The 11,980-nt window shown below is 66.9% G+C and carries 13 protein-coding genes; 11 read left to right on the top strand and 2 right to left on the bottom strand.

What is annotated here, in order from left to right; genetic code table 11:
* Positions 1-117: 117 nt before the first annotated feature.
* The 5 genes from AC6CH2_RS15660 (at position 118) to lpdA (ending at position 5,810) form a co-directional block, all read left to right on the top strand.
* A complete protein-coding gene (locus tag AC6CH2_RS15660; protein ID WP_498270012.1) occupies positions 118-357 on the top strand; it encodes a hypothetical protein in 240 nt (79 codons plus the stop codon).
* A 217-nt stretch (positions 358-574) separates the two neighbouring features.
* Positions 575-1,354: a DUF2884 family protein gene (locus tag AC6CH2_RS15655; protein WP_498270011.1), complete on the top strand. Its 780-nt coding sequence runs from the start codon at positions 575-577 to the stop codon at positions 1,352-1,354.
* A gap of 224 nt (positions 1,355-1,578) precedes the next feature.
* Positions 1,579-3,012 (top strand): dihydrolipoyllysine-residue acetyltransferase, encoded by a 1,434-nt coding sequence (locus tag AC6CH2_RS15650; protein ID WP_498270010.1) that lies wholly within the window; start codon positions 1,579-1,581, stop codon positions 3,010-3,012.
* Positions 3,013-3,190: 178 nt separating this feature from the next.
* A complete protein-coding gene (locus AC6CH2_RS15645) occupies positions 3,191-3,874 on the top strand; it encodes a hypothetical protein (RefSeq protein ID WP_498270009.1) in 684 nt (227 codons plus the stop codon).
* Positions 3,875-3,983: 109 nt separating this feature from the next.
* The gene (lpdA, locus tag AC6CH2_RS15640; protein ID WP_498270008.1) at positions 3,984-5,810 is read left to right on the top strand and encodes a dihydrolipoyl dehydrogenase; all 1,827 of its coding nucleotides are present in this window, start codon (positions 3,984-3,986) and stop codon (positions 5,808-5,810) included.
* Between the two features lie 167 nt (positions 5,811-5,977).
* On the opposite strand, the gene AC6CH2_RS15635 is transcribed toward lpdA, so the two are convergent.
* The gene (locus tag AC6CH2_RS15635) at positions 5,978-6,784 is read right to left on the bottom strand and encodes a hypothetical protein (protein WP_498270007.1); all 807 of its coding nucleotides are present in this window, start codon (positions 6,782-6,784) and stop codon (positions 5,978-5,980) included.
* A 292-nt stretch (positions 6,785-7,076) separates the two neighbouring features.
* Positions 7,077-7,283 carry a DUF2061 domain-containing protein gene (locus tag AC6CH2_RS15630; RefSeq protein WP_435396156.1) on the bottom strand — a complete coding sequence of 69 codons (207 nt, stop codon included), beginning with the start codon at positions 7,281-7,283 and terminating at the stop codon, positions 7,077-7,079.
* Between the two features lie 321 nt (positions 7,284-7,604).
* Here AC6CH2_RS15630 and AC6CH2_RS15625 point away from each other — a divergent pair, with 321 nt between their 5' ends.
* The 6 genes from AC6CH2_RS15625 (at position 7,605) to atpA (ending at position 11,973) form a co-directional block, all read left to right on the top strand.
* On the top strand, positions 7,605-7,973 hold the full coding sequence (locus tag AC6CH2_RS15625; protein WP_031371116.1) for a hypothetical protein: 369 nt from the start codon (positions 7,605-7,607) through the stop codon (positions 7,971-7,973).
* 10 nt (positions 7,974-7,983) lie between these two features.
* The gene (gene atpB / locus AC6CH2_RS15620) at positions 7,984-8,820 is read left to right on the top strand and encodes a F0F1 ATP synthase subunit A (RefSeq protein WP_498270006.1); all 837 of its coding nucleotides are present in this window, start codon (positions 7,984-7,986) and stop codon (positions 8,818-8,820) included.
* Positions 8,821-8,896: 76 nt separating this feature from the next.
* Positions 8,897-9,178, top strand: a complete 282-nt coding sequence (gene atpE / locus AC6CH2_RS15615) for a F0F1 ATP synthase subunit C (protein WP_031371118.1) — start codon at positions 8,897-8,899, stop codon at positions 9,176-9,178.
* 89 nt (positions 9,179-9,267) lie between these two features.
* Complete coding sequence (locus tag AC6CH2_RS15610; protein ID WP_057919212.1) at positions 9,268-9,738, top strand: F0F1 ATP synthase subunit B; 471 nt, start codon at positions 9,268-9,270, stop codon at positions 9,736-9,738.
* 17 nt (positions 9,739-9,755) lie between these two features.
* Entirely contained in the window at positions 9,756-10,283 is a 528-nt protein-coding gene (locus tag AC6CH2_RS15605; RefSeq protein WP_498270005.1) for a F0F1 ATP synthase subunit delta, read from the top strand.
* Positions 10,284-10,422: 139 nt separating this feature from the next.
* Complete coding sequence (atpA, locus tag AC6CH2_RS15600) at positions 10,423-11,973, top strand: F0F1 ATP synthase subunit alpha (RefSeq protein WP_435396152.1); 1,551 nt, start codon at positions 10,423-10,425, stop codon at positions 11,971-11,973.
* Positions 11,974-11,980: the final 7 nt, after the last annotated feature.

Genomic DNA, 11,980 nt, shown 5'->3' with positions numbered 1-11,980 from the left:
TGCATGCATGAACCGAACTTGCCGCGCGAACGCGGGTGAAGGAACTTTCACGCGCGCATCGTGTTAGACCCTTGTTTTCAAGGGGTAAATGAACGAAATGAACCGAGTGCGACTTGCATGAACCTGCGTTCATCCGAAGATGCGCAGACGACGGGCTGCGATGTCGCGGATCGATCGATGCACGCGTTTCGGCGCAGGAATCGCAAGCGCAGCAAGGCTTCTACGCGGCATCGCGATCGACGAACGATCTCGTTCCGCGATGATGGCTTGGCCTTCGCGCGGCTAAGCGATGAACGCGTTTGCGCGAAACGCAATGCCGTCATGCCGCGTCTACGTCGCTGCATGCGCGGTCGTTGAACCGCTGCGTTCCATGCCGGGAACGCATTTCACACATCCAGCGGCGCGATTGCGCGGACTCGGCGGTTGCGCTGGTCCCGGCGCGGCCGCTCGTCGTGCGCCAACCGCCAAAGCCGGCACCGCCAACGGCCATGACGAAGGTCACGCCGCCGATCGGCACGGGCCGCGGCGGCGGCGCTGCGGCATCCTGGACCCACTTCAGCGTCGAGGACCGACGATGCGCCCGACCCACACCTTCCGATTGACCGCCCTGGCCGCACTGATGCTGGCCTGCGGTTCGAGCTTCGCCTCCAACATTCATGTCGACGCCAACTGCGAGATCGACAGCGATTACCACCTGACCCTCAACGAGCGCAGCCTGATCCTGACCCGCGAGCAGGGCGAGCCGAAGGCGATCGTGATGCGTCAGGGCCGTTTGTTCGTCGACGACCGTTGGGTCGCGCTCGATGCCGCCGACGCGCGCCGCGTGACCGAGTTCGAGCGCGGCGTCCGCGCGGCCATGCCCGAAGCGCAGCAGATCGGCCGCGAGGCCGCGGGCATCGCCTTCACCGCGCTCGGCGAAGTGGCCGCCGCGCTCGGCAACCATCCCGAGCGCACCCGCGCCCAGGTCGAGAAAGCGCGCCAGCAGCTCGATGTCCGCCTGAGCCGGGTCATCACCCCGACCCATTTCAGCGGCAAGGCGCTCGGCGACGGCATCGCCGATGCGCTCGGCGATACGTTGCCGACGGTGATCGGCGAGGTCGTCGGCGGCGCGGTCACCGCGGCCTTCAGCGGCGATGTCGGCCGTCTGCAGAAGCTCGACGACCTGGACGCCAGGATCGAGGCCGCGGTGCAGCCGCGCGCCGACGCGCTCGGTCGCCGCGCCGAAGGCCTGTGCCGGCAGATGCGCGCCCTCGACGTACTCGAAGGGGCCTTGGCGTACCGCCACCAGGGCCAGCGCCTGGAGTTGCTGCAGGTCGATTTGCCGGACAAGTCCGCCAAATCGACCAAGCCCTAGACCAAGCACTAGACCAGGCCCTGGACCAAGCCCTAGACCAAGGCACAGCCAAGCGCCAGGCCGAAACGCAGCCGATGCGCGGCAGTACTGGGGCGTACGCTGGCCTTGCTTGTGCGGGTTCCGCCGTCGCTTAGGCCTTTAGTGGGTATCGGCCCGCAACGCGGTTGGCGTGACCGCCTGCAACCGCCACAATAGGGTTTTCGCGCATTGCGGAGCCCCACGAAATGGCTGAGCTGAAGGAAGCACGCGTCCCCGACATCGGCGACTACGACGGCGTACCCGTCATCGAACTGCTGGTCGCGGTCGGCGACACGGTCACCCAGGACCAGGGACTGGTGACGCTGGAATCGGACAAGGCCACGATGGAAGTGCCGGCGCCGTTCGCCGGCGTGGTGCGCGAGCTCAAGGTCAAGATCGGCGACCAGTTGGCCGAAGGCAGCGTGGTCGCGCTGATCGAGCCGACCGAAGAGGCAGCGAAAACAGCGCCGACGCAGTCCCAAGAACCCGCCAAACCCGCCGCGCCCGCAGCTTCGGCCGCGCCCGCAGCTCCGGCCGCATCGGCTCCGGTCGCATCGGCTCCGGCCAAGGCCGAAGCTCCCGCCCCCGCCAAAACCGAAGCTCCGGCCGCAACCGCCGCAGCGATCCCCGGCGCCAACGCGGGGACCGATCCCGAAGCGATGCCGCCGCGCACCCCGCCGGTGGCGTTCACCGCCGACGAGCTGATGCCCGACAAGGTGCCGTACGCGAGCCCGGCGGTGCGCCTGTTCGCACGCGAGCTCGGCGTCGACCTGAGCCGCGTCAGCGGCAGCGCGCGCGGCGGCCGGATCAGCAAGGAAGACGTGCAGTCCTTCGTCAAGGGCGTCATGCAGGGCGGCGGCGCGGTCGCCGCGACCGGCGGTGCCGCGGCGTCCGGCGGCGGCCTCAACCTGCTGCCGTGGCCGAAGGTCGACTTCAGCAAGTTCGGCGAGACCGAGACGGTCGCGCTGTCGCGGATCAAGAAGCTCTCCGGCGCCAACCTCGCGCGCAACTGGGCGATGATCCCGCACGTCACCCAGCACGACGATGCCGACATCACCGAGCTCGAGGCGCTGCGCGTCGCGCTCAACAAGGAAAACGAGAAGTCGGGCATGAAGCTGACCATGCTCGCGTTCCTGATGAAGGCCAGCGTCGCCGCGTTGAAGAAGTACCCCGACTTCAACGCCTCGCTCGATGCCTCCGGCGAAAACCTGACCCTCAAGAAGTATTTCCACATCGGCTTCGCCGCCGACACCCCGAACGGTCTGGTCGTGCCGGTGGTGCGCGACTGCGACAAGAAGGGCGTGCTGCAGATCGCCAAGGAAACCGGCGAACTCGCCGCCAAGGCGCGCGAAGGCAAGCTCGGCCCGGCCGACATGAGCGGCGGCTGCTTCTCGATCAGCTCGCTCGGCGGCATCGGCGGCACCTCGTTCACGCCGATCGTCAACGCGCCGGAAGTCGCCATCCTCGGCGTGTCCAAGTCGGCGACCAAGCCGGTCTGGGACGGCAAGCAGTTCGTGCCGCGCCTGCTGCTGCCGCTGTCGCTGTCCTACGACCACCGGGTCATCGACGGCGCCGCCGCCGCGCGTTTCACCGCCTACCTGGCGCAGTTGCTGGCCGATCTGCGCCGCGTGCTGTTGTAAGCGCGGCCGGCATTGCGCACCGCGCCGCGGCCGCCATTGGCGACCGCGACCGCGCAGCGCACGCCGCCGCGGCGGCTTCATTCGGCGCCAGCGACGACGCCGTGATGCGTACCGGTCGCGCCGACCTCGCCCGCTCCATTCCAGACGCCCGTAGTTCTCCATAGGATCGATCGCCGTAATGAGCCGCACACCGAACGTCTTCGCTCCACGCCGTCTTGGCCGACTCGGCCTGATCGCCTTGCTGCTGGCCGCTCCGTTGGCTCACGCCGCCGATGAATGCCGGATCTCGCTCGGCCGCGGTTGGCCTCCGGCCACCGAAAACCACGGTTCGGCGGTCGAGCAGTTGCTCGCGGCCAAGGCCGAGCCGGGCCTGCGCCTGACCTACCTGCCGGCGCGCGGCGCCGAAAGCGGGGTGATGCTGATTCCGGGCGAGGGCGACTGGACCCTGCGCCATGCCACCGCCAGCGAGCGGGTGGCGGCCTGGAACTCTTCGCGCCGCAGTTCGGCGCTGGAACTTCGGGTCGACCAGGAAGTCGACAACGAAGAGGCGCCGATGCCGGCGGCGCTGGCCCAGCGGATCGTCGCGAGCTGGAAGCGCGCGCTGTCGGCCCTGGCGCCGGAGGGCAAGCCGGCCGAATTCCACGAGCAGGACCAGTTGATCTTCGTCGTCGACGGCCTGCGCGTCAGCGGCGTGCGTCCCGATTGCGGTCCGGGCGAATCGATCATGGAGCAGGTCGGCCTGATGACCGAGGCCGCCAACGAAAGCGAGTCCAAGCGCGAACGCCGCTGGCGCGCGCTGGAAGAATCGCTGGACGAGCTCGACCAGCGCCTGGCCGAGGCCGCCTCGGCGCCGGCGAACTGAGCCCGCCAGCCGCTACCCCCACGCCAGGCCGTCGCGTCGCGACAGGCCGCCCCCGCGACGGACGCTTCGAGCGCCGTCGGCCCGAGACAGAACCAGAGGACGCAGCGTCATGGCCAACAACATCGAAGTGAAGGTTCCCGACATCGGCGGCTACGACGACGTACCGGTGATCGAATTGCTGGTCGCGGTCGGCGACACGGTGAAGAAGGACCAGGGCCTGGTCACGCTGGAGTCGGACAAGGCGACGATGGAAGTGCCCTCGTCGGCCGACGGCGTGGTCAAGTCGATCAGCGTCAAGATCGGCGACAAGGTTTCCGAGGGCGCGGTGATCGCGATTCTCGAGAGCGAGGGTCAGAGCGAGGGCGCCGGCGAGGCGCCGAAGCCGGCTGCGGCAGGCAGCGCGCCGGCGCCAGCCGAAGCGCCGAAGCCCGCCGCGGCGGCAACGGCGCCTGCAACGGCCAGCGGCGCACCCGCGCCCAACACCGCCGCAGCCAGCGGCCGCAAGGCCGACGTCGAATGCCGCATGCTCGTGCTCGGCTCCGGCCCCGGCGGCTACACCGCCGCGTTCCGCGCCGCCGATCTCGGCCTCGACACCGTGCTGGTCGAGCGCTACGCCAGCCTCGGCGGCGTCTGCCTCAATGTCGGCTGCATTCCGTCCAAGGCGCTGCTGCACGCGGCCGCGGTCATCGACGAGGCCGCGCACGCCGGCGACTACGGCGTCAGCTTCGGCAAGCCGAGCATCGACCTCGACGCGCTGCGCAAGTACAAGGACAAAGTGGTCGGCCAGCTGACCAAGGGTCTGGCCGGCATGGCCAAGCAGCGCAAGGTGCGCGTGGTCGCCGGCACCGGCAGCTTCATCTCGCCCAACGAGCTGGAAGTGACGGGCGAGGGCGGCAGTCAGTTGATCCGCTTCGAGCAATGCATCATCGCCGCCGGCTCGCAGGCGGTGAAGCTCGGCAATTTCCCGTGGGACGACAAGCGCGTGATGGATTCCACCGACGCGCTGGAACTGGCCGAGATTCCGCGGAAACTGCTGGTCGTCGGCGGCGGCATCATCGGCCTGGAAATGGCCACGGTGTACCGCGCGCTCGGCAGCGAAGTGACCGTGGTCGAGTTCCTGGACCAACTGATGCCGGGCGCCGACCCCGACCTGGTCAAGCCGCTCGCCGATCGCTTGAAGAAACAGGGCGTGGTCGTGCATCTCAAGACCAAGGCGGCGGCCACCGAGGCGTTGAAGGAAGGCATCAAGGTGTCCTTCGAAAGCGCCGAGGCCGGCCAGGCCGCCGCGCTCGAGGCCACGGTCTACGACCGCGTGCTGGTCGCGGTGGGCCGCGCGCCGAACGGCGCCAAGATCGGCGCCGACAAGGCCGGCGTCAACGTCAGCGAACGCGGTTTCATCCCCGCCGACCGGCAGATGCGCACCAACGTGCCGCACATCTTCGCCATCGGCGACCTGGTCGGTAACCCGATGCTCGCGCACAAGGCCACCCACGAAGGCAAGCTCGCCGCCGAAGTGGCCGCCGGCGAGAAGAAGGAGTGGGTGGCGCGGGTGATCCCGTCGGTGGCGTACACCGATCCGGAAATCGCCTGGGTCGGCGTCACCGAGAGCGAAGCCAAGGCCAAGGGCCTCAAGGTCGGCGTCGGCAAGTTCCCGTGGGCCGCCAGCGGCCGCGCGATCGGCATCGGCCGCACCGAGGGTTTCACCAAGCTGATCTTCGACGAAGCCACCCACCGCATCGTCGGCGGCGGCATCGTCGGCGTGCACGCCGGCGACCTGATCGCCGAGATCGGCCTGGCGATCGAGATGGGCTGCGAGGTCGCCGACATCGGCCACACCATCCACCCGCACCCGACCCTGAGCGAATCGGTCGGCATGGCCGCCGAAGTATTCGACGGCACCATCACCGATCTGTATATCCCGAAGAAGAAGGGCTAACCGGCCCTCGACCCCCGGCAGTCCAGGGTAGGGGCAGCGCAGGCCGCGACCGCGAACCGGCGGTGACCGGCGCGTCCATCATGGAGTCGCGGCTCGCACCGCTCCTCCTGCCCGGCCGCACACCGGCCGCCGCACTTCGCGGCCGCGCCGCACTCATGCGGCCGGCCTCAGAACGAGAAGGTCACGCCCGCCATCGGCCCCTTGAAGCGCTGGTCCAGGCCGAGCACGCCGTCGCGACCCTCGCGCCGGGCGTCGATCTTGAACCAGTCGTAGCCGACGAAGGCGCCGATCGCCGGGGTGAAGCGGTACTCGACCAGCGCATTGGCGCGGCTGACGTCGCCTTCGTAATCGCCGAAGTCGCCCCAGTCGGCGTCGAGGTACTGGCCCTGCAGGACGAAACGCCACTTGTCGTTCGGCGACAGGGTCAGGCGCGTGCCGACCACCGGCGCGTAGCCGTCCTCGCTGGAACTGGTGCGGTAGTTGTCGGCGCCGGCCTCGGCGCGCAGCTTGCCTTCGAGCTTGGCGTACTCCACGCCGATCTGCAGGCCCCAGCTCACCGTCTCGGTCTCGACCACGGCGTAGTCGTACATCACGCTGGCCAGTTCGAACTTGGCCTTGGCCTCGGCGAAACTGCCGGCCGGAATGGTGGTGTCGTCGTAGGAAATCGCCTCGCGCAAGGTGGCGCGCTTGCTCTTGTCGTAGCCGAAGTAGTTGAACAGCAGGCGGTTGCGCTCGCTGAAGCGGAACACGCCTTCGACGCGCGGCACGGTTTCGCGGCTGCCGAAATCGAAGTCCTGGCTGAATCGGTAGGGTTCGCCGCGGAAGGTGGTGCCGGCGCTGAGCTCGCCGCTGCCTTCGACCGACATGGCGCCCAGGCGTACGGTGAAGCGATCGTCTTCGGCATGCGCGGATTGCGCGAACAGGGCGCTCGTCGCGGCCAACGCGAGCGTCAGTGGCAAAAGTTTCGGGTTCACAGGATCACTCCGTTGCGGGGGAAGCAGTACCGTTTGTGTACTGGCCCGTACATGAATGCCGCGCAATAAGTGGAGTGGCGGTGAAGAAGAACCGGATCGACCGTTGCGGCAAAGTCGGAATGCCTCAAACGGTGACCGCTGCCGCAAAAAGGCGAAGCCCCGGCGGGTCATGCCGGGGCTTCGGGGGAGCCCGCCGCTGCTTTGCCATTGACGAGGAGAGAGAGGCGGCGGGCGTTCACAGATACTGACCGGTGCTTTCGCGAAAGGTTCCGAACTTCGTCAAAGATTTCGATCAAGTCGCCAGCGCGCCCGACGAAGCCGCGGCGCGGCGGCGTTCGATCCGCTTCCAGATCTTCTCGTGGAAGTGGAAGGCCACCGTGTTGCAGGCCGGTTCGACCAGGGCCAGCGCGCCGCCGACCCAGACGCTGCCGGTCATCAGATAGCCGACCAGGAAGGCGACCGAGAAATGCACGCAGGCGAAGCTGAGGGTCTTGCTCATAGGAGCGGTCTGAATGAGAATTGTTCTCAACAATACGCCTCTGGGTTCGAAAATCAAATCGACCTTTATGTTCGATTCGATAGATCCGGACTATCAACGTGCCGGCTCGCGGCGCGCGCTTTACCTGCCGGGTAATTCAACCGCGGCGCGCCGCGGGCCATAGTCGCAGCCATGAAGCCCCCGCCGCTCCCATGGATGCCGTGTACTGCCGGGCGTTGCGCACAGTCGCGACCGACGCCGGTTGCCGCAACAGCGCCCGCGTTCTATACTTTTGCGGCTCTACCGGGCGCTTTGCGCCAATCCCATACCGACGAGTCCCGCGTGCACGATCCTTTGTCCGCAGGTCGCCGGTTGGCGTCGCGCGCGATTGCCTGGCAATTCGGCGCGATGGCGCTGGCTGCGCTGGCCTTCTACCCCTTCGGTGCGTCTCACGCGCTGGCGGCGGCGGTCGGCGGCGGCGCGACGGTCGCTGGCAGCCTCGTGGCCGCCAGGATGGCATTGGGGGGAGGCGTGCAACCGGCCGGGATGGTAGTGGGTCGGTTGTTGGCCGGAGTCATATTCAAATGGGTGGTGGTACTGGCGGTGCTCGGGCTCGGAATGGCCTGGTGGCGTCTACCTCCGCTTCCAATGCTGGTGGGGCTGCTGGCGGCGACGCTGGCGTTCGTACTGGCCAATCTTTTGAAACGATAAGGTGTCTTTCGTGAGTGAACAGACCGGTTCGGGCGGCCTGAACGAATACATCAAGCACCATTTGACCCACAACACCAGTGAGGTCTTTGGCAGTGATGCGTTGTCGAAGTTCAATTTCGACTCGTGGATCGTCGCTTTGGTGCTCGGCCTGCTCTTCATCCTGTGGTTCGGTCTGGCGGCACGCAAGGCCACCGCGGGCGTTCCGAGCAAGGGCCAGGCTTTCGTCGAGATCATTCTCGAATTCATCGACGGCCAGGTGAAGGACACCTTCCACGGCGATCGCCGTTCGGTGACCCCGCTCGCGCTGACCATCTTCATGTGGGTCGTGTTCATGAACACGATGGACCTGCTGCCGCTCGACCTGTTCGGCTGGCTGGTCCACGTCACCGCCGGTCCGGAAGCGGCGCACCACACCTATTTCCGCGCCGTGCCGACCGCCGACCTGAATACGACGTTCGCGATCTCGGCCTCGGTGTTCTTCATCCTGATCGGCCACGCGGTTTCGGCCAAGGGCGTCGGCGGCTTCGGCAAGGAACTGGTCACCGCGCCGTTCCACGCGCACGGCCCGATGAAGCTCGTGCTGGTGCCGGTCAACCTCGTCATGAACATCATCGAGTGGCTGGTCAAGCCGGTTTCGCTCGCGATGCGACTGTTCGGCAACATGTACGGCGGCGAGCTGGTGTTCATGCTCATCGCCGGTCTGATGGGAAGCATCTACACCTTCGTGCCCGGCGTGCTCGCCAACGCGGCCTGGGCGATCTTCCACATCCTGATCATCCTGTTGCAGGCCTTCATCTTCATGATCCTCACGGTCGTCTACATCGCCGGCGCCCGCGAAAGTCATTGATCCATCGCTCGACGCGCACCACCCCTCATTCGTTTTCCCTTCACCGTTTAGCACTACCTCTACCAGGAGAAGCACCATGGAGTTCATCGCCAACGTTCAGGGTCTGACCGCCATCGCGATCGGCATCATCATCGGCCTCGGCGCGCTCGGCGCTTGCCTGGGCATCGCGATCATGGGTTCGAAGTTCCTCGAATCCGCCGCGCGTCAGCCGGAGCTGGTCCCGATGCTGCAGGGCCGCATGTTCCTGCTGGCCGGCCTGATCGACGCCGCGTTCATCATCGGCCTCGCCGTCGCCCTGTTCTTCGCGTTCGCCAACCCGCTGATCGAAGCCGTCAAGCTCGCTGGCGCCGCTGGCTGATCAGGCAGAACCGTGCCCCGAGCGGGGCACGATTCGGCAATCCGGGCCGGTACTAGCCGGCCCAACGTAAGCAACGTCGAGGACCCGTCATGAATCCCAACATGACTTTCTTCGGTCAGATGCTCTCCTTCGCGATCCTCGTATGGTTCACGATGAAGTTCATTTGGCCGCCGCTGAACGCAGCGATCGAAGAGCGCCAGAAGAAAATCGCCGAAGGTCTGGCGGCTGCCGAACGCAGCCAGAAAGACCTTGCGCAGGCGCAGGAAAGCGTCGACGCGGCGCTGCGTGAAGCCCGTACCAAGGCCAACGAGATCATCGACCAGGCGCATCAGCGCGCCAATCAGATCATCGACCAGGCCAAGACCGACGCCGTCGTCGAAGGCACGCGCCTGAAAGCGCTGGCCGACGCCGAAATCGCCGCGGCCACCGATCGCGCTCGCGAGGATCTGCGCAAGCAGGTGTCCACGCTGGCGGTGACCGGCGCCGAAAAGCTGCTCAAGCGCGAAATCGACGCCAACGCCCACAAGGCGCTGCTCGACGAGCTGGCCGCAGAAATCTGATCGGATAGCCCAACGCGATGAGCCAGAACCTCACCCTCGCACGACCGTACGCCCGCGCCGCTTTCGCGGCCGCGAACGACGCCGGCCGCTCCGCCGAATGGTCCCGGGCGCTCGCCTTCGCGGCGCGCGTCGCCGGCGATCCGCAGGTGCAGGGGCTGCTCGGTCATCCGCAGCTGACCCACGCCGACGCCGTCGGCCTGGTCGCGATCGACGGCGCGGACGAAGCCTTCCAGCGCTTCCTCGCGCTGCTGGCCGACAACCGCCGTCTCGCGCTGCTGCCGGAAATCTCCGGCCAGTTCGAGGAACTGCGCGCCGAAGCCGACCGCGTGGTCAAGGCCAAGGTCACCTCCGCCAGCGATCTGCCCGCGGCCGAACTCGAATCGATCAAGGCCGCGCTGGTCAAGCGCTTCGGCCGCAAGGTCGAAGTCGAGACGGCCGTCGACGCGTCGCTGATCGGCGGCGCGGTGATCGACGCCGGCGATGTCGTGATCGACGGCTCGCTCAAGGGCAAGCTCGCGCGCCTGCAGACGGCGCTGGCCGGTTAAAGCAGCGATTCGGGATTAGGGATGCGGGATTCGTAGCGGCCAAGGCTCCGGCGAATCCCAAATCACCGATCCCAGATCCCGAACCAAAAGAAAGCACCCGCGCGTCGCCCCATCGCGATGCAGGACCAAGGAAACGACAATGGCAAGCACCCAGCTCAACCCGTCCGAAATCAGCGAACTGATCAAGACCCGCATCGAGAAGGTCAAGCTGGCCGCCGAAGCGCGCAATGAAGGCACGGTCACCTCGGTGTCCGACGGCATCGTGCGCATCCACGGCCTGGCCGACGTGATGCAGGGCGAAATGATCGAACTGCCGAACAACACCTTCGCCCTGGCGTTGAACCTGGAGCGCGACTCGGTCGGCGCCGTGGTGCTGGGCGACTACGAACACCTGCGCGAAGGCGACATCGCCAAGACCACCGCACGCATCCTGGAAGTGCCGGTCGGCCGCGAACTGCTCGGCCGCGTGGTCAACGCCCTCGGCGAGCCGATCGACGGCAAGGGCCCGATCGCCGCGACCATGACCGCTCCGGTAGAGCGCGTGGCCCCGGGCGTGATCTGGCGCAAGTCGGTCGACCAGCCGGTGCAGACCGGCTACAAGACCGTCGACGCGATGATCCCGATCGGCCGCGGCCAGCGCGAGCTGATCATCGGCGACCGCCAGACCGGCAAGACCGCCCTGGCGATCGACGCGATCATCAACCAGAAGGGCACCGGCATTAAGTGCGTGTACGTCGCGATCGGCCAGAAGGCCAGCTCGGTCGCCAACGTCGTGCGCAAGCTCGAAGAGAACGGCGCGCTCGCCCACACCATCGTGGTCGCCGCGACCGCGTCCGAATCGGCCGCGATGCAGTACATCAGCGCCTACTCGGGCTGCACCATGGGCGAGTACTTCCTCGACCGCGGCGAAGACGCGCTGATCGTGTACGACGATCTGTCCAAGCAGGCCGTCGCCTACCGCCAGATCTCGCTGCTGCTGAAGCGTCCGCCGGGCCGCGAAGCCTACCCGGGCGACGTGTTCTACCTGCACAGCCGCCTGCTCGAGCGCGCCGCGCGCGTGTCTTCCGACTACGTCGAGAAGTTCACCAACGGCGAAGTGAAGGGCAAGACCGGTTCGCTGACCGCGCTGCCGATCATCGAAACCCAGGCCGGCGACGTCTCGGCGTTCGTTCCGACCAACGTGATCTCGATCACCGACGGCCAGATCTTCCTGGAAACCGATCTGTTCAACGCCGGCATCCGCCCGGCCGTGAACGCCGGTATCTCGGTGTCGCGCGTCGGCGGCGCCGCCCAGACCAAGATCGTCAAGAAGCTGTCCGGCGGCATTCGTATCGCCCTGGCCCAGTACCGCGAGCTGGCTGCGTTCGCGCAGTTCGCTTCCGACCTCGACGAGGCCACCCGCAAGCAGCTCGAGCGCGGTCAGCGCGTCACCGAGCTGATGAAGCAGAAGCAGTACGCGCCGATGTCGATCGCCCTGCAGTCGCTGTCGATCTACGCGGTCGACAAGGGCCACATGGACGACGTGCCGGTGGCCAAGATCGGCGCGTTCGAAGAGGCGCTGCACGCGCACTTCACCAACACAGCCGGCGAGCTGGTCAAGAAGATCAACGACAGCGGCGATTGGAACGACGAGATCGAAGGCGCCTTCAAGAAGGGCATCGAAGAGTTCAAGCGTACCGGTAGCTGGTAACCAGGAG

Source organism: Lysobacter sp. GQ73, assembly GCF_059758755.1.
This window is presented reverse-complemented; position numbering and strand designations above follow the sequence as displayed.

Bases quoted from the DNA above. Each gene is read 5' to 3' on its own strand.
- AC6CH2_RS15660 (WP_498270012.1), top strand. From the start codon at position 118: ATGAACCTGCGTTCATCCGAAGATGCGCAGACGACGGGCTGCGATGTC.
- AC6CH2_RS15655 (WP_498270011.1), top strand. From the start codon at position 575: ATGCGCCCGACCCACACCTTCCGATTGACCGCCCTGGCCGCACTGATG.
- AC6CH2_RS15650 (WP_498270010.1), top strand. From the start codon at position 1,579: ATGGCTGAGCTGAAGGAAGCACGCGTCCCCGACATCGGCGACTACGAC.
- AC6CH2_RS15645 (WP_498270009.1), top strand. From the start codon at position 3,191: ATGAGCCGCACACCGAACGTCTTCGCTCCACGCCGTCTTGGCCGACTC.
- lpdA (WP_498270008.1), top strand. From the start codon at position 3,984: ATGGCCAACAACATCGAAGTGAAGGTTCCCGACATCGGCGGCTACGAC.
- AC6CH2_RS15630 (WP_435396156.1), bottom strand. From the start codon at position 7,283: ATGAGCAAGACCCTCAGCTTCGCCTGCGTGCATTTCTCGGTCGCCTTC.
- atpE (WP_031371118.1), top strand. From the start codon at position 8,897: ATGGAGTTCATCGCCAACGTTCAGGGTCTGACCGCCATCGCGATCGGC.
- AC6CH2_RS15610 (WP_057919212.1), top strand. From the start codon at position 9,268: ATGAATCCCAACATGACTTTCTTCGGTCAGATGCTCTCCTTCGCGATC.
- AC6CH2_RS15605 (WP_498270005.1), top strand. From the start codon at position 9,756: ATGAGCCAGAACCTCACCCTCGCACGACCGTACGCCCGCGCCGCTTTC.
- atpA (WP_435396152.1), top strand. From the start codon at position 10,423: ATGGCAAGCACCCAGCTCAACCCGTCCGAAATCAGCGAACTGATCAAG.